We start from the raw sequence: 17,104 nt of genomic DNA, 5'->3' as shown, positions 1-17,104 counted from the left end.
ATGCTGATCGATACCCATTGCCACCTGGATGCCGCCGAGTTCGACGCCGACCGCGAGCAGGTCGCCGACGGCGCCTGCGAGGCGGGCGTCCAGTCCATCGTGATTCCGGCCGTCGAGCGCGCCAATTTTTCCGTGGTGCGCGATCTGGCCGGCAAGACCGCCGGCGGCGCCTACGCGCTGGGCATCCACCCGCTGTATGTGCAGCGCGCCAGCGATGATGACCTGGACGCGTTGCGCGGCGCCGTTAAGGAAGCGCTGGGCGATCCGCGCTTCGTCGCCATCGGCGAGATCGGCCTGGACTTCTTCGTTCCTGAAATCGCTTCCGGCGAGCCGCGCGAGCGCCAGGAACGGTTCTACGCCGCGCAGCTGGCGCTGGCCGCCGAGTTCCACCTGCCGGTGTTGCTGCATGTGCGCAGATCGCAAGACATCCTCTTGAAGTATCTGCGCCGCCACCCGCGTATCGGCGGCATCGCGCACGCCTTCAACGGCAGCGCGCAGCAGGCGCAGGCCTTCATCGACCAGGGCTTTGCGCTGGGACTGGGCGGCGCCATGACCTATGAACGTGCCTTGCAGATCCGCCGCCACGCGGTGGAGGTGGACCTGGCGCACCTGGTGCTGGAAACCGATGCGCCGGACATTCCCCCGGCCTGGCTGCATCCGCCGCAGCGACGCAACGCGCCGGCGGAACTGGTCCGCATCGCCGCCACGCTGGCGGAGCTGCGCGGCATCACGCCCGCGCAGGTGGCGCATGCCACCACGGCCAATGCCATGCGCGTATTGCCGCGGCTGCCGGCCGCGATCCTGGCCGATGCCGACTGACCGCGGCTGACCCGCTTCAGCCGGCCAGGCGCGGCAACTCCATCCGCACGCAAAGCCCTTGCGGCGAGATGTTGCGGGCCGTCATCGTACCCTTGTGCGCGGCCACCGCGGCCTGAGCGATGGACAGCCCCAGCCCGGCGCCGCTGCCGGCCTTGCGCGCGCCCGATGCGGTGCGATAGAAGGGCTCGAACAGCGCTTCCAGTTCTTCGGATGCCACGCCCGGCCCGCGGTCCTCGATTTCCAGGCAGGCCTCCTGCGAGTTCGACAGCAGGCGCACGCGGATCGCGCTGTGCGCGGGCGCGAAGCGCAGGGCGTTGCGCAGCACGTTCTCGATGGCGCTGGCCAGGCTGCAGCGGTCGCCGATGAGCGGCACCGGGGCCTGTTGCTGCCACTCTATGCCTATCTGCCGGCCGCCGGCTTCGTAGCGGGCATCATTGACCACGTCGGAAACGACTTCGGCCAGGTCCAGGTTTTCGGTGGGTACGGGCAGGGCGCCCAGGCGCGCCAGCCTCAAGGTGTTGCCGACCAGCGCGTCCAGGCGTTCGCATTCGAGTTCGATGCGGTCCAGCTGCAGGTCCTGGCGTTCGTCCTTGCGCCGCGCCAGTTCAGCCGCCAGCCGCAGCCGCGCGAGCGGCGAGCGCAGCTCGTGAGCAATGTTGTGCAGCAACTGCTCGCGCGTGTCGACCAGGGCTTTCAGGCGGTCGGCCATGGCGTCGAAGTCGCGTGCCAAGAGGCCCAGCTCATCCTTGCGGCGGGCCAGCTTGACGGGAGTATGGGCGTCCAGCCGGCCGGCCGACAGAGCATGAGTGGTCTGGCGCAGTTGCGCCAATGGCGCCGTTACGTGGCGGCTCAGGGCCCAGCAGAACGGAGCGGTCACCGCCAGCGCGAATAGCACCAGCGCCAGAGCGACCGGCGACAGGGCCAGCATTTCCCAATGCGAAGAGTCGAACGGCAGGAACAGCATCAGCAGCACCGAGCCATCGGGCAGGAGCAGCTTTTGCGGCTCCCACCAGGAGACGCGTTCGCCGGTGGGGTCGGCGGGCAGGTAGTCCGCCTTTGGCGAACGGTCGGGTCCGGCGCGGAAATCGCTCAGCCAGTCTTCCATGCGGGCGGGCAGCCGCCGGCCCAGGATGTCGGCGTCCTGGGCGTCCATGACGTAGATCTTCAGGGCTGAGTAGCGCTGGTCCATGGCCTGGACCCAGCGTTCCAGGCCATCCACGCCCTCGCTGCGGGCGATCTGCGCCGCGTCGCGCGTGAGGTTGCCGGGATTCAGGCCGTCCAGGGAGTTGAAGCGGTACCAGGCGACCGCGGCCGTCAGCACCATGCCGCACACCAGGATGACGGCCATCGCGCCCCAGAAGGTCAGGAAAGCGCGCCAGAACAGCGAGCGGGCGGGCAGCCAGGCCATCAGTCCGCGCCCGCCAGCACGTAGCCCAGGCCGCGCAGGTTGCGGATGGCCAGCGTTTCGGCGCCGCTGTCGCTACGCAGCTTCTTGCGCAGCGCGCTGATGTGGGTATCGATGCTGCGGTCGTAGCGGTCCGGCTTGCGGCCTAGCGCGTACAGGCCGATCTGATCGCGTCCGACCACCTGGCCCGGCGTGCGCAGGAGGATTTCCAGGATGCGCTGTTCAGCGCCGGTCAGCGCGATTTCATTGTCGCCCACCCGCAAGAGGCCGGTGGCGGGGTCCAGCGACACCGCACCCAGCGCAAGGGCGGGTCGGACGGCGTCGGGCAGCTCTTCGAAGCGGCGCAGCACCGCGCTGATGCGGGCCTTGAGCTCGCGCGGGCTGAAGGGTTTGGCCAGGTAGTCGTCGGCGCCGAATTCCAGGCCCAGCACGCGGTCCGTCTCGCCGCCGTGGGCGGTGAACATGATGACGGGCCGGCGCGAGCGCTGGCGGTATTGCTTCAGCAGATCCAGCCCGTTGCCGTCGGGCAGCATCAAATCCAGCAGCACCAGGTCGTAGTCGTCTTGCGCCAGCAGGGCCAGGCCCTGCGCGCCGCTATGCGCCAGGGTGAGCTGGCAATGGCCGGGTTCCAGGTATTCGCGCAGCATCTGCGCGAGCTCGACATCGTCGTCGATCAGCAGGATGCGGCGCGTCGCCGGAGCGTGGGAAAAAGGCATGCGTGTCGTCGGTTCTGCATCCGGCAGTTTGGCTTATGGCCGCAGTCCGGAGTGTCAAGAAGTTCAAAGAAGATAAAAGTTGCGGAAAGCGTGTTGCTGGCTCCCGGCAGCTCCAATTCTAATATGAGAATGGTTTTCATTAATAAGTACGGGGCAGGACGGACGCCGCACGCGGGGTGCGGCGCAGGCCTGGGACGGGAGAAATTGGAATCATGAGCAGCAAACAAATGGTCGCCGGCCGGCGCGGTCCGGGTTCGCGCACGCAATTGGCGGCAGCCCTGTGCGCCGCGGGTGTCGGCGTGGCGCAGCCCCTGTGGGCGCAGAGCGCGGACAACGCCAAGACGCTGGATACCGTGGTGGTGACGGCCTCGGGCTATGAGCAGCAGATCCAGGACGCGCCGGCGTCGATCAGCGTGATCACCCGCGAGGACCTGGACAAGAAGTTCTACCGCGACATCAATGATGCGCTGGTGGACGTGCCGGGCGTGATCGTCACCGGCGGCGGCGACCGCCAGGACATCAGCTTGCGCGGCATGGGACCCAAGTACACGCTGATCCTGATCGACGGCAAGCGCCAGAATTCGCGCGAAACCCGCACCAACTCGGACTCCACGGGAGTCGAAGGCGGCTGGACGCCGCCGCTTTCCGCCATCGAGCGCATCGAAGTGGTGCGGGGCCCCATGTCTTCGCTGTACGGTTCGGACGCCATGGGCGGCGTGATCAACATCATCACGCGCAAGGTGCCGTCGGAGTGGGGCGGAGAGATCCGCCTGGACACGACCATCCAGGAAAGCAATAAGTCGGGCGACATCTACCAGGGCAACTTCTACCTGTCCGGCCCGATCAAGACCGACCTGCTGGGCCTGCAGATCTACGGCCAGGCCACGCAACGCGACGAAGACGACATCGTCGACGGCTTCCGCAAGCGCAACTCGGAAAGCGTCACGGCCAAGCTGGCGCTGACGCCCAACCGCGACCACGACATCGTGCTGGAAGCGACCACCATGCGTCAGAAGCTGCACGAAACGCTGGGCAAGACGGTTGCGCCGCTGCCGCCCGGCCAGGCTTGCGGGCGCAACGGCTGCCCGGCCTCGTCCGAGACCGACTACCGCAGCAACAAATGGGCGCTGTCGCACACCGGCCGCTGGGGTTGGGGCGTGTCGGACAGCTACGTGCAGCAGGAAGAGTTCGACAACCGCTCGCGCCAGATGAAGATCAAGAACCTGGACATCCAGACGAGCTGGACGCTGCCGCTGGGCTCGCACATGCTGACCCTGGGCGGCAGCTATCTGAGCCAGCGCCTGAACGACCAGACCGGCAACCAGCTGGCCAACGGTCCCAGCAAGGTGGACCGCTACCAGTGGGCCCTGTTCGCCGAGGACGAATGGCGCCTGACCGAGAGCTTCGCCGTCACCGCCGGCCTGCGCATGGACGAAGACGAGAACTTCGGCACGCACTTCAGCCCGCGCCTGTACGGCGTCTGGCACATGGCCGACCGCTGGACCCTGAAGGGCGGCGTGTCCACGGGGTTCCGCGCGCCCGACCTGCGCCAGACGGTGGCGGGCTGGGGCCAGGTCAGCCGCGGCGGCAATATGTACGGCAATCCGGACCTGACGCCCGAGAAGTCGGTGACCGAGGAAATCGGCATCCTGTATGACGACGGCGAAGGCTTCAACGCCGGCCTGACCATTTTCAACAACGACTTCAAGGACAAGATCACCCGTGTGGCTTGCCCGGCGACCCAGTGCACGGACGGCCCGAACCAGTTCGGCTCGGACCCGACCACCTACATGAACGTGGACAAGGCCAATTCGCGCGGCGTGGAAGCCAACTTGAAGCTGCCGCTGTCGCGCGACTGGTCCCTGACCAGCAGCTACACCTTCACCAAGTCGGAACAGAAATCCGGCCAGTACCAGGGCCAACCGCTGAACCAGCTGCCCAAGCACTTGTTCACCACCACGGTGAACTGGCAGGCCTCGGACGCATTGCAGGCATGGGCGCGCCTGAACTACCGCGGCAAGGAAAGCCAGCCCATCACCGGCCCGTCTTCCTCGTCGGTGGTGGCGCCTTCCTACACCTTCGTGGACCTGGGCGGCTCGTACCAGGTGAACAAGACCGTGGCGGTGTACGCCGGCATCTACAACCTGTTCGACAAGCAGGTCACGTATGACGACTACGGCTATGTCGAGGACGGCCGCCGCTACTGGCTGGGCGTGGGCGTCAAGTTCTGAGTTTGAAAGGGCGCCTGGCGCCCGCTACATGAAGAGGTATGCATGAAGAAGCAAACGCAAGCAGGCCGCGTCCGGCGTTGGGCGGTCCAGGCCGGGGCCGCACTGGTCCTCGGCGCCGCCACGACGGTATGCGCGGCGCAGGCGACGGTGCCGGTAAAGCACGCGCGCGGTGAAACCGCCGTGCCGGCCAACCCTGAGAAGACGGTGGTGATGGACCTGGCCGTGCTGGACACGCTGCATGCGCTGGACGTAGAGGTGGCGGGCGTGCCGACGGTCGCCAAGTGGCCGCCGCAGCTGAGCCAGTATGCCGATCAGCGCTACCTGAAGGTGGGTTCGATGTTCGAGCCCAACTACGAGGTGATCCACGCCGCCGCGCCGCAGCTCATCTTCGTGGCGGGCCGCTCCGCGCCCAAGTACGACGAGCTCGCCAAGCTGGCGCCCACCGTGGACCTGACCGTGAACGCCAAGGATCTGGTGGGCAGCGTCACGCGCAACACTGAAACGCTGGCCGCCATCTACGGCAAACAGGACATTGCGAAGACCAAGCTCGACGCGCTGCGCGCTTCGATCGCGGATCTGAACGGCAAGGCGGCAAGCGCCGGCACCGCACTGATCGTGCTGACCACCGGCGGCAAGATGAGCGCCTATGGCCCCAGTTCGCGCTTCGGCGTGATCCACGACGCCTTCGGCATCAAGCCGGCGACGACGGGACTGAGCGTGTCGAACCACGGCCAGGCGATCTCCTTCGAGTTCATCGCCCAGACCGACCCCGACTGGCTGTTCGTGATCGACCGCGATGCCGCCATCGGCCGCGAAGGCGTGTCGGCCCAGCGCATGCTGGACAACGAGCTGGTGCGTCCTACCAAGGCCTGGAAGAACAAGCGCGTGGTCTACCTGAACGGCTACAACTGGTATCTGCTGGGCAGCGCAGGCCTGACCGCCATGCAGCAGAACGTGGACGAGATCGCTGGCGCGCTGGCGGCGGGCAAGTAAAGCCTTATGCCTGAGCGGCGGGAGCATTGCGGGTGAGCTGGCGGCAGTCGATAGGCGGTTGGGGCGGTTTGGTGGCGGCAGTCGCCTTGCTGCTGGCCCTGTGCGCGGCCAGCATCAGCCTGGGCGCCGGCCAGCTCAGCCTGGCCGCGCTGTGGAGCGGCGGCGAGGACGCGGAGCGGGCCTGGCGCCTGCTGATGGTCAGCCGGATACCGCGCACGCTGGCCTTGCTGCTGGCCGGCATGTCGCTGGCGGTGGCGGGGCTGATCATGCAGATGCTGGTGCGCAACCGCTACGTGGAGCCCACCACCGCGGGCACGGTGGAGTCCGCCACCCTGGGCATACTGGCGGTCACGCTGCTGGCGCCGGACACGCCGGTCATCGGCAAGATGCTCACGGCCACGGGCTTCGCGCTGGCCGGCACCTTGCTGTTCCTGGCCTTGCTCAAGCGCGTGCCGCTGCGCACGCCCTTCATCGTGCCGCTGATCGGCTTGATCCTGGGCGGCGTGATCCACGCCGCCACTACCTTCGTCGCCTACCGCTACGACCTGCTGCAGTCGCTGCATGCCTGGACCACGGGCGATTTTTCGGGCGTGCTGCGGGGGCGCTATGAACTGCTGTGGATAGGCTTCGGCCTGGCCTGTGCGGCGTACGCGGCCGCCGACCGCTACACGGTGGCGGGCATGGGCCGTGAGTTTGCCGCCAACCTCGGCCTGAACCATGCGCGGCTGACGCTGGCGGGACTGTTGATCGTGTCCGCGATTTCGGCCGTGGTGGTGGTGACGGCCGGCAGCATTCCCTTTCTGGGCCTGATTGTGCCTAACGCCGTCAGCCTGGTGCTGGGCGACAACATGCGCCGCTCCATTCCCTACGTGGCGGTGCTGGGCGGGGTGTTCGTGCTGGCCTGCGACGTCATCGGCCGGCTGGTGATCCATCCCTACGAGATTCCCATCGGCACGGTGGTCGGCGTGTTGGGCAGCATCCTGTTCCTGTGGCTGTTGCGCACGCGGAGGAACCGGCTTGGCTGAACTCGCGATCTTCGTGCGGGCGCAGGTCCGGGCGCCGCAAGCCTGGCGTTTGTGGCTGCTGGGTGCGCTTGCGCTGGCCTGCGCCATCGCGTTCATGACGCTGGGCGCCAATGGCCAGTGGTCCTTCGTGATTCCGTTCCGTGGCGCCAAGCTGGCGGCGATGCTGCTGGTGGCCTATGCCGTGGCGGTGTCGTCGGTGCTGTTCCAGACCATCACCCACAACCGCATCCTGACGCCCGCGATCATGGGCTTTGACGCCCTGTACCTGCTGATCCAGGCGGTGGTGGTGTTCGGTTTCGGCCAGGCGGCCACCGCCGCCAGCCATCCGGTGGCCGCGTTCCTGCTGGAGGTCGGCGCCATGACGGCGTTTGCCTGCCTGCTGTTCCGCTGGCTGTTTTCCGACGCGGTGCGCAGCTTGCACCTGATGATGCTGGTGGGCATTATCTTCGGCCTGTTGTTCCGCAGCCTGTCCAGTTTCGTGGTGCGGCTGATCGATCCCAATGAATTCCTGGTGCTGCAGGACCGCATGTTCGCCAGCTTCAACACCGTGCGCGTGGGACTGCTGCCGATCGCGCTGGCCGCGGTGTGCGCCGCGTCCCTGGTGGTGTGGCGCATGCGCCGGCGCTACGACGTGCTGGCGCTGGGCCGCGACATCGCGGTGAACCTGGGCGTGGACTATCGCCGCACGCTGATGCTGACGCTGGCCGCCATTGCGGTGCTGGTGTCGGTATCGACGGCGCTGGTCGGCCCGGTGACCTTCTTTGGCCTGCTGGTCAGCAACCTGGCCTATCAGGCCATGGGGTCCGACCGGCACCGCCACACCGTGCCGGCGGCTGTGTTGCTGAGCGTGATCTTCCTGGTGGGCGGCCAGACGCTGCTTGAACGCGTGCTGGGCCTGAACACCACCGTCAGCGTGGTGATCGAATTCCTGGGCGGGCTGATGTTCCTCGTCCTGATCCTGCGCAGGGGGCGCCGATGATAGAGATCCAGCAAATCAGCAAGCAATACGGCGACAGCGTGGTGGTCGACGAGGTCAGCCTGACACTGCCGGCGGGCGGCGTTACGGCCATCATCGGCCCCAACGGCGCGGGCAAGTCCACGCTGCTGTCCATGGTCAGCCGTTTGCTGCCCATGTCCGCCGGCCGGGTGCTGGTGGAAGGCCTGGACGTGACGCGGGCGGACAGCCGCGAGCTGGCGCGCCGCCTGGCCATTCTGCGCCAGGACAATCACCTGCCGCTGCGGCTGACGGCCAGGGAGCTGGTCGCGTTCGGCCGCTATCCACATAGCGGGGGTCGGCTGACGCTTGAAGACAAGGACCACATCGACCGCGCCATCGCCTACCTGAATCTGGAGCCGCTGGCCGACCGCTACCTGGACGAGATGTCGGGCGGACAGCGTCAACGCGCCTTCGTGGCGATGGTGCTGTGCCAGGACACGCGCTACGTGTTGCTGGACGAGCCCTTGAACAGCCTGGACATGAAGCATGCCGTCGCCATGATGGGCTCCTTGCGGCGGGCGGCGGACGAACTGGGCAAGACCGTGGTGCTGGTGCTGCACGACATCAATTTCGCGTCCACCTACGCGGACCGCATCGTGGCGATGCGGGCAGGGCGCATCGCGCATCAGGGATCTCCGGCCGAACTGGTCCGGCCGGAGATCCTGAGTGAACTGTACGAGCTGCCGATCGAGGTACATGAGATCGGCAGCCGGCGCATCTGCGTCTACTACCGCCAGCCTTAGCGGCTGAGATCCACCGCGTAGCGCGACAGCTGGGTCACCGGGTCGGGCGTGGCGTCATGCACGCTGACGTTGTCCACGCCATGCGCCGCAGCCATGGCCAGCGTGCCCGGCACCGACGAGAACACCACCGGGCCAGCTAGCGCACCCACCCGCGCAAAGCGCCAGCTGCGGTCCAGGCCATAGCTCGCCAGGTCCAGATCCGGGTGCTTCTTGATGTAGCTGATCAGCACGTCGCGGCTGGCGTCCGGGGCTTGCAGCACGATGTCGCCCTTGCCGCCGGCCAGGCCGGGGAAGTCGCCGCCGCCGCTGGCGCGGTAGTTGTTGGTGACCACCAGGAATTGCGTGGCGGGATCCAGCGGCGCGCCCTGGTACGTCAGCTTCGTGATGCGCGAGCCCTTGGGCTTGGTCACGTCGATTTCATACTGCAGGGTATTGCCGGCGGCATAGAGCACGTCGAAGTTGAAGGTCGGGAAGCCCGTGTCGATCAGATCCTGCGGCGCGACCTGGCCCGGGTCGATCTGGCGGAACTGTTCGGCCGTCTTCTCCAGCCATTGCCGCACGATGTCGCCGCTGACCCGCACCACCTGCAGGGTGTTCGGATACAGGTACAGATCGGCGGCGTTGTTGATGGCGATGTTGCCCTGCTTCACGTAGGTGAAGTCGCCCGGACCGTTGCGTCCGCCCTTGAAGGGCGCAGCGGCGGACAGGATGGGCAGCGCGGCGTATGACGGCTTGTTCTTGGCGATGTAGTCCGCCAGATAATCGATCTGCGCCATGTTCACGATCTGCAACGCCGACACGTCACCCGCCAGCGCGTAATAGGTCGCCATGTCGAAGCGGCTCTGGCCGATGGGTGTCTTGACGTAGGCGATGGTGGCGGCATGTTCGGCCTGCACCAGCTGCTGCGCGGCGGCGTCGGATTCGACGTAGGTCGCGGGCGTGGCGCCGTTCTGCGCGGTCAGGCGGGTTGAGATGCGCTGCACGCGCGTGGCGTCCTTCCGGACCTGCCAGCCCTTGTCATACGCCAGCTTGAGCGTGATCTGCCCCAGGTTGTTGCCCCACTGGCCGGCCTGCACCGCGGGCACGCCGTTGATCAGGCCCTTCTCCAGGTCTATGCCGGGCTGGCCCGCGAATTGCGACTTGACGTTGGTGTCGGGAAACAGCAGGTGCTGATGGCCGGTGATCAGGGCGTCGATGCCAGGCACTTGGCTCAGGTAGCCGGCGCCATTCTCCATGGCGGGGCTGTAGGCGGTGAGCATGTCGATGCCGCCGTGCGCCAGCGCCACCACCAGGTCGGCGCCCGCCGCCCGCATTTCCGGCACGTAGCGCTGCGCCGACTCCTTCCAGCCCGCGACTTCCACATGGCCTTCGAGGTTGGCTTTGTCCCATTGCAGGATGGGCGGAGGCGCAAAGCCGATCACACCCACTTTCAGCGCAACGTCGATCTGCTTGCCGTTGGGATCGGTGGCCTTGAAGGTCTTGTCCAGCACCACCCAGGGCTTGAAGACGGGCTGCTTGCTCGCAGCCGATACGACGTTGGCGGACACGAAAGGAAAGCCTGGCGCCGCGCAGTCCTTGGCGCCGGCGGGGTTGGTCTGCGCCGTGCCTTTGCCGATGCCGGCCAGCCCGAGGTCCGTATTCGTGATCTGCGACAGGAAGGGCAGGCCGTAGTTGAACTCGTGGTTGCCCAGCGTGGCGGCGTCATAAGCCAGCAGCTTCATCTGCTTGTAGATCGCCAGCATGTCGCTGCATTGCACCGGCGCCACCAGCGCCTGGTAGTCGGACAGGGCCGTCCCCTGGATGGTGTCGCCGTTGTCGAACAGCAGGGTGTTGGCGTTCTGCTTGCGGGCATTGGCGATCAGCGTGGCCGTGCGGTCCACGCCGTAGCTCTTGTCTTCGGCCAGCTTGTAGTAGTCGTAGCCCAGCACGTTGGCGTGCAGGTCGGTGGTGCCCAGGATGGCCACGTCCAGCGTGGAGCCCTGGGGCACGCTGGCCTGCGGCGGCGTCGCAGGCGCGTCATCGTCGTCATTGTCGCCACCACAGGCAGCCAGACCCGCCAGCAGCGCGGCGCTGGCGGACATTGCAAGGATCTTTCCTAGATTCGGCTTCACCGTCTTTCCTCCGGGTTTGAAGGAAAGGAATTTTGGGGACAGTGTGTGACCCGACCGTGACATGGGCGAAGGCTGGCGCGGCCAGGGTTCGCGCACGAGTTGCATACACGTGCTGACAAGAAACTGAATTTGACGCCTGTCTCATTTATCGTGGCAAGCCGGCAACGAAATGATAAAACGATTGCGACCTATTCTTATTAACAGGAAAATCGCCGATCGTTCCATTTCAAACTATTTTAGAAAGACGCAGCACGGCCATGCACGCCCCTCGTTCGATTTCCGCCGCATTGATTGCCCTGGCGCCCCTGGCCAGCCCGGCTCCCGCGCTTGCCCAGACCAGCGCTCCGACCTTGCCCGCCGTCAGCGTGTTTGGCAACGACGAAGCGGCGCAAAGCTACAACCCGCCTGACTCGTCCAGCGCGACCAAGATCGATGTTCCCTTGCGCGATATCCCGCAGACCGTGAACGTGGTGCCTGCGGAGGTCATGCGCGATCAGCACTCCAATTCGATGCAGGACGCGTTGAAGAACGTGCCTGGCGTCAGTTTCTCGACGGGTGACGGGCAGCGCGACCAGGTATCGATCCGGGGCTTTACCGCCATCGCCGACCAGTTCGTCGACGGCTTCCGCGACGACGCGCTGTATTTCCGCGATCTGTCCAACGTCGAGCGCATCGACGTCATCAAGGGACCGGCCGCAGTGCTGTACGGCCGGGGATCGTCGGGCGGCCTGATCAACCGCATCACCAAGAAGCCGGGCGAGGACATCACGCAACTGGGCCTGAGCTACGGCTCCTGGAATGACCGGCGCCTGGATCTGGACCTGGGCCGCTCGACGGAAAGCGGCAGCATGGCGTGGCGCCTGACCGGCGCGGTGGAGAAGGGCGACAGCTACCGCGACAAGCAGTTCCTGGACCGCAAGGCCATAGCGCCGTCCGCCCAATTCCGCCTGGGCGAGGACACGACGCTGCTGCTGCAGACTGAATTCCTCGAAGATCGCCGCGTCACGGACTTTGGCATCCCGGCCTACCATGGCCGTCCGGTGGACGTGGATCCTTCCACCTACTACGGCGCCGAGAACGCGCGCGACGCGGACTACTCGCAGGCGCGGGTACAGTCCTATGCCGCCACGCTGAATCATCGTTTCAACGAGAACTGGTCGCTGCGCAACGCCACGCGCTACTACCACTACACGCTGGACCGCAACAACACCTTGCCCGGCATCGTGAACGAGGCCGCGCGGACCGTGACCTTGAACCGCTCGAACGTGCTGCGTGAAGAGCACGGTTGGACCAACCAGACCGAACTGACGCAGCGCGCGCAGTGGGGTGCGGTGCGGCACGAGATCCTGTACGGCGTGGAGGTCGGCCAGCAGAACAAGGACCTGGTGAACTACTCGGCCAATAACGTGGCGACTGTCGACCTGTTCGATCCGGTGTTGCCGACCTTGCCCTTGCACCTGGGCGGCCGTCCCGGCACGGACAACCTGGGCCGTTTCAACACCCTGGGCCTGTACGTGCAGGACATGGTGTCGCTGGGCGAACACTGGAAGGTGCTGGGCGGCGTGCGTCACGACCGCTTCGAGCAGAAGACCGAAGACCGCCGCAACGGCACCAACCTGGCCCGTACCGATTCCAACTGGAGCCCGCGCTTGGGCCTGGTGTTCCAGCCCGATTCGGTGCAGTCGTACTACATTTCGTGGAGCCAGTCGTACCAGCCTTCCGGCGAAGCGTTCTCGCTGGCTGCGAACAACGCCGATCTGGCGCCCGAGAAAACCACCAACTACGAAATCGGCGCCAAGTACGACTTCCTTGGTGGCAAGCTGTCGACCACGGTGTCCGTCTTCCGCCTGGAGCGCACCGACATCAAGGTCAACAACCCCGTCACCAACACGCTGGTGCCGGTCGGCACACAGCGCACCGACGGCGCGGAATGGACCTTGGCGGGAGAACTTGGCGACGGCTGGCGCGCGATGCTGGGCTACGCCTACCTTGATGCCCGTATCACTGAATCCATTGCCCGGGACGGCGGCAAGAACGTGGAAGGCAAACGCGCCACGCTGACGCCGCGCCACGCCGGCAACGTCTGGGTCACCAAGGACCTGGGAGAGGGCTTTGGCGTGGGCGCCGGCCTGAACCTGGTGGGCGCGCGCTACGCCAATCCGGGCAATACCGTCAGGCTGCCGGGCTATGTGACCGCCGACGCCGCGGCGTGGTGGCGCAAGGGACCGTATTCGGTGCAGCTGAACGTGTACAACCTGTTCGACGCCGGCTACATCGTGTCGGCCCATGGCAGCAGCCCCAACCTGAACATGCCGGGCGCGCCGCGCAATGCGATGCTGAGTCTGCAGTACCGCATGTAGGTTTCAGGGCCTGTTGACGGGGCCCTAGCGCAGCGGCGATTCCCGGGTAAGACTGTCGGCCTCCAACGCCGCCAGCGCATCCAGGAAGCGCCACGCAAAAGATCCGGGTCCTTGCGCCAATTCACCGGCGCGCCGGCCCGCGATGGCGAAACACGACAAGGCGGCAACAGCCGCCGAGTACGGATCACCCCTGGATACTGCGGCGCAGGCGCCGACCAGCGCCGTCAGCGCGCAGCCGGTGGCCGTGACGCGCGGCATCAGGGGCGAGCCGCCCGTAATGCGCACGGCGCGCGTTCCATCCGTGACGTAGTCGGTTTCGCCGGTGACCGCCACCACCGTGCGTCGGCTTGCGGCCAGGGCGTGCGCCGAAGCTTCCGCCTGCGCGACCGCATCGCCCGCATCCACGCCCTTGCCGGCGCTATGTCCGCCGGCCAGCGCGATGATTTCCGAAGCATTGCCGCGGATGATGGTGGGCCGCAGGTCCAGCAGGCGCCGTACCGCGTCGCGGCGGAAGGCGGTGGCGTGGTGGGCCACCGGATCAAGCACCCAGGGGATGCCGGCTTCGTTGGCCAAGGCGGCGGTCAGCAGCATGCTGTCCAGCCAGGGCGAGGACAGGGTGCCGATGTTGATCACGACCGCGCCGCAGAGGCGCGCGAACTCGGGCGCTTCTTCCTGGGCATGCACCATGGCGGGCGAGGCGCCCATGGCCAGCAGCACGTTGGCCGCGGTGTTCATGGATACGAAATTGGTCAGGCACTGCACCAGCGGCGCATCACGGCGCAGGGCGGTGAAAAGTTCGCGCGAAATGAGCGCCTGGGCGGAAAGGTCTGGGGTGTGTTGCATGCGTAGAGGCTCTGATCAAGCGCTGACGTCCGACAGCCCGGGCTGCGCGGGCAGGGCGCCGCGCAGCGATTCCAGCAGCACGCGCTTGTTTTCGCGGCTGCGGTAGGCGTGTTCGCGCATCAGGTTTTCCGCGCGCACGGCCTCGCGGCGCGTGATGGCGCGCAGCAGGTCTTCGTGGTCCGCCTGCGCGCGCAGCACGAACGGCGTTTCCAGCAGCGACGGCGTGGACGGCAGGGTCAGCGCGGCCGGGCCGGCCAGGGGCGTCTTGTTGTTGTGTTCCAGCGCCGACAAAAGCGCGCGATTGCCCGCGGCCGCGCACAGGATCTCGTGAAAGCGGCGGTTGATCTGCCCCCAGGCGCGCGCGTCCACCGTGGTGTTGGGATCGCGGCGGGCCGGCGCCAGCAGGGCGCGTCCTTCTTCCACCGCCTGCGACAACTGATCCAGCACCTCCTGCGACGCGCCGCGCTCGGCCAACAGGCGCGCCGCCATGCCTTCGAGCACGCCCCGCACGTCCACCGCATCGCCGATCTCGTCCACGGTGAAAGCCCGCACGCGGAAGCCGCGTGACGGCAGCCGCTCCAGCAAACCTTCCTTTTCCAACTCGGTCAGCGCGATGCGCAGCGGGGTGCGCGACACGCCCAGGCGCGCCGAGAACTGCAATTCGACCACGCGTTCCCCGGGCTGCAGCACGCCTGAAAGCACCATGTCCCGGAGTTCCGAAATGACTTTATCGATTTGTGCGGCCATAGAGAGATGTGGGCGGATCCCGGTCTTTGAAGGCTTTCAGTGTACCGTCAAAATTGCATGCAATAGTCAACAAAAAAACCTTCTTCGCCTTGCGATTTATCAAAATTGCATGCAATAATTCGGAAAAACAGCGATTCAAGTACGAATAAGGCAGTGAATGCATGCAAAGAAATCTATCAATGCATGCGATAAGCCGCCGCAAGCACAGGAGACAACATGAAGCTCGTCAGCTTCGTTCAGGCAGGCCGTAGCGCCTGGGGCGTGTTGCGCGGCACCGAGGTCGTGGCGCTGACGCAGGTCTGGCCGGACATGGTCGCGGCGTTGGAGGCAGGGGTGGAGCAGATCGCGCGCGCCGCCGAGACGCAAGACCAGGCAGTCTGTCTGCCCTTGGCCGGGCTGCGTCTGCTGCCGCCGGTCGTGGCACCCCGCAAGATCCTCTGCGTAGGGCTGAACTACGGCCGCCATGTGGCCGAGGCCGGGCGCGAGTTGCCCGCGCATCCCTCGCTGTTCGCGCGCTTTGCGGACAGCTTTGTCGGCCATGGCGATCCGGTGTGGAAACCGCAGGCTTCCGAGCGGTTCGACTACGAGGCCGAATTGGCCGTGGTGATCGGCCGGGGCGGCCGCCACATCGCTGCCAAGGACGCCCTGGCGCACGTGGCCGGCTACACCTGCATGGCCGAGAACTCCGTGCGTGATTTCCAGAAGCACAACGCGCAGGTGACGCCGGGCAAGAACTTCGAGCGCAGCGGCGCGCTCGGCCCCTGTCTGGTCACCGCCGACGAGATCGGCGATCCGGCGCGCCTGGAAGTCATTTCCCGCCTGAACGGCGAGGTCATGCAGCACGGCCAGGTGTCCGACCTGATCTTCCCGATACCCGAGCTGATTGCCTACATCAGCAGCTTCACCCGCCTGTCGCCGGGCGACGTGATCGCCACCGGCACGCCCGAGGGAGTCGGCTCCAGCCGCAAGCCGCCGCGCTTCATGCGCGCGGGCGACACGCTGGAAGTCGAGATTCCCGGCATCGGAACACTGGTCAACACGGTGGCGGACGAGCCCGCCGCCGACCAACAAGGAGACGCGCATGACTGATGCGCTGCGGTACCTGACGGAACGGGACGTGGTCTCGGTGCTGGACATTCCCAAGGCGATCGAAGCCTTGCACGCCATGTTGGTCGCGCAAGGGTGCGAGCAGGCGCGCAACCTGCCCAAGGCGCTGGCGACCTGGGGCGACGGCAGCTCGATGCATGCATTGGGTTCGGTGCAGACCGGCGCCGGCGGCTATGCGGGATTCAAGACCTGGGTCCATACCAAGAACGGCGGCGGCTCGCTGTTCAGTCTGTTCGACGCCGAGACGGGCTTTCTGCGCGCCGTGATCGAGGCGCGCGCGCTGGGCATGCTGCGCACGGCCGCGATCAGCGGGGTTGCCACGCGGGCGCTGGCGCCGACCGACGCATCCTGTGCCGCGCTGATCGGCACGGGTCCGCAGGCCGTGACCCAGCTGGCCGCGCTGGCCGCCGTGCGCGACCTGCGCCGCGTGCGCGTTTACAGCCCCACGCCGGAAAAGCGCCGCGCCTTTGTCGCCAGCGTGCAAGGCAAGTATCGATTCGAGATCGAGGAAGCCGCCAGTCTGGAGCAGGCGCTGGCCGGCGCGGAGATCGTCACCTTGATCACGCGCGCCGTCGAACCTTTCGTCGACGCGGCCATGCTGGCTGATTGCCGGCACCTGAACGCCGTGGGCGCGATCCTGCCGGCCAAGGCTGAATTCACGCAAGACGTGTTCGAACGTGCGGACCGCGTGGTGGTGGATGACATGGAAAACGCGCGCCGCGGCTCGCGTGAATTGCGCGAGCGCTTTGGCGCCGATGGCGCGCCGTGGCAAGACGTGGCGGTGCTGAGCGATCTGCTCGCCGCGGACGCAGGCCGCCCGCAAGACGCGCGGCTGACGATCTTCAAGGGCATGGGCATGGGCCTGTCCGACCTGGCGATGGCGCGCGTGGTGTACGAGCACGCCCGGGACCATGGCCTGGGCGTGGCGCTGCCGCCCCAGACCCGCGAGAACCTGCTGCTGGCGCAGCCCTGATACCGGATTCGCATAACCGTACAGCCGGCGCGAG

The 17,104-nt window shown here is 66.6% G+C and carries 14 protein-coding genes; 9 read left to right on the top strand and 5 right to left on the bottom strand.

Annotated elements, in window-relative coordinates; genetic code table 11:
* Positions 1-819, top strand: a complete 819-nt coding sequence (locus IPU70_RS01355; protein ID WP_207464360.1) for a TatD family hydrolase — start codon at positions 1-3, stop codon at positions 817-819.
* Positions 820-835: 16 nt separating this feature from the next.
* Here the strand turns inward: IPU70_RS01355 and IPU70_RS01350 are convergent, their stop codons facing one another.
* Together IPU70_RS01350 and IPU70_RS01345 are read right to left on the bottom strand one after the other, a co-directional pair.
* Positions 836-2,227: an ATP-binding protein gene (locus IPU70_RS01350; protein WP_207464358.1), complete on the bottom strand. Its 1,392-nt coding sequence runs from the start codon at positions 2,225-2,227 to the stop codon at positions 836-838.
* Positions 2,227-2,940, bottom strand: a complete 714-nt coding sequence (locus IPU70_RS01345; RefSeq protein WP_207464356.1) for a response regulator transcription factor — start codon at positions 2,938-2,940, stop codon at positions 2,227-2,229. The genes IPU70_RS01350 and IPU70_RS01345 overlap by 1 nt, the downstream gene beginning before the upstream one ends.
* 212 nt (positions 2,941-3,152) lie before the next feature.
* On the opposite strand from IPU70_RS01345, the gene IPU70_RS01340 reads away from it, so the two are divergent.
* The 5 genes from IPU70_RS01340 to IPU70_RS01320 are packed head-to-tail and all read left to right on the top strand — an operon-like array spanning position 3,153 to position 8,929.
* On the top strand, positions 3,153-5,171 hold the full coding sequence (locus IPU70_RS01340) for a ligand-gated channel protein (RefSeq protein ID WP_207464354.1): 2,019 nt from the start codon (positions 3,153-3,155) through the stop codon (positions 5,169-5,171).
* A 42-nt stretch (positions 5,172-5,213) separates the two neighbouring features.
* Positions 5,214-6,164 carry a siderophore ABC transporter substrate-binding protein gene (locus IPU70_RS01335; protein WP_207464351.1) on the top strand — a complete coding sequence of 317 codons (951 nt, stop codon included), beginning with the start codon at positions 5,214-5,216 and terminating at the stop codon, positions 6,162-6,164.
* A gap of 32 nt (positions 6,165-6,196) precedes the next feature.
* Positions 6,197-7,189, top strand: coding sequence for an iron chelate uptake ABC transporter family permease subunit (locus tag IPU70_RS01330; RefSeq protein ID WP_207464350.1), 993 nt, complete (start codon positions 6,197-6,199; stop codon positions 7,187-7,189).
* A complete protein-coding gene (locus tag IPU70_RS01325; RefSeq protein WP_207464347.1) occupies positions 7,182-8,168 on the top strand; it encodes an iron chelate uptake ABC transporter family permease subunit in 987 nt (328 codons plus the stop codon). The genes IPU70_RS01330 and IPU70_RS01325 overlap by 8 nt, the downstream gene beginning before the upstream one ends.
* Positions 8,165-8,929: an ABC transporter ATP-binding protein gene (locus IPU70_RS01320; RefSeq protein ID WP_207464345.1), complete on the top strand. Its 765-nt coding sequence runs from the start codon at positions 8,165-8,167 to the stop codon at positions 8,927-8,929. The genes IPU70_RS01325 and IPU70_RS01320 overlap by 4 nt, the downstream gene beginning before the upstream one ends.
* Here the strand turns inward: IPU70_RS01320 and IPU70_RS01315 are convergent.
* Positions 8,926-11,010, bottom strand: coding sequence for a 5'-nucleotidase C-terminal domain-containing protein (locus tag IPU70_RS01315; protein ID WP_207464344.1), 2,085 nt, complete (start codon positions 11,008-11,010; stop codon positions 8,926-8,928). The genes IPU70_RS01320 and IPU70_RS01315 overlap by 4 nt on opposite strands.
* 287 nt (positions 11,011-11,297) lie before the next feature.
* Here IPU70_RS01315 and IPU70_RS01310 point away from each other — a divergent pair, with 287 nt between their 5' ends.
* Complete coding sequence (locus IPU70_RS01310) at positions 11,298-13,400, top strand: TonB-dependent siderophore receptor (RefSeq protein WP_207464342.1); 2,103 nt, start codon at positions 11,298-11,300, stop codon at positions 13,398-13,400.
* Positions 13,401-13,424: 24 nt separating this feature from the next.
* Here the strand turns inward: IPU70_RS01310 and thiM are convergent, their stop codons facing one another.
* Positions 13,425-14,243 carry a hydroxyethylthiazole kinase gene (gene thiM, locus IPU70_RS01305; RefSeq protein WP_207464340.1) on the bottom strand — a complete coding sequence of 273 codons (819 nt, stop codon included), beginning with the start codon at positions 14,241-14,243 and terminating at the stop codon, positions 13,425-13,427.
* Between the two features lie 15 nt (positions 14,244-14,258).
* A complete protein-coding gene (locus IPU70_RS01300) occupies positions 14,259-14,990 on the bottom strand; it encodes a GntR family transcriptional regulator (protein ID WP_207464338.1) in 732 nt (243 codons plus the stop codon).
* Between the two features lie 216 nt (positions 14,991-15,206).
* On the opposite strand from IPU70_RS01300, the gene IPU70_RS01295 reads away from it, so the two are divergent.
* Both IPU70_RS01295 and IPU70_RS01290 read left to right on the top strand, forming a co-directional pair.
* Positions 15,207-16,079 (top strand): fumarylacetoacetate hydrolase family protein, encoded by an 873-nt coding sequence (locus tag IPU70_RS01295; protein ID WP_207464336.1) that lies wholly within the window; start codon positions 15,207-15,209, stop codon positions 16,077-16,079.
* Positions 16,072-17,070 carry an ornithine cyclodeaminase family protein gene (locus tag IPU70_RS01290; protein WP_207464334.1) on the top strand — a complete coding sequence of 333 codons (999 nt, stop codon included), beginning with the start codon at positions 16,072-16,074 and terminating at the stop codon, positions 17,068-17,070. Before IPU70_RS01295 ends, IPU70_RS01290 begins: the two co-directional genes overlap by 8 nt.
* Positions 17,071-17,104: the final 34 nt, after the last annotated feature.

It is taken from the genome of Achromobacter sp. SD115 (assembly GCF_017355315.1).
GTDB lineage: Bacteria > Pseudomonadota > Gammaproteobacteria > Burkholderiales > Burkholderiaceae_B > Achromobacter > Achromobacter xylosoxidans_B.
Note: the sequence above shows the minus strand (reverse complement) of the source record. Positions and strands in the feature narration are given on the sequence as shown.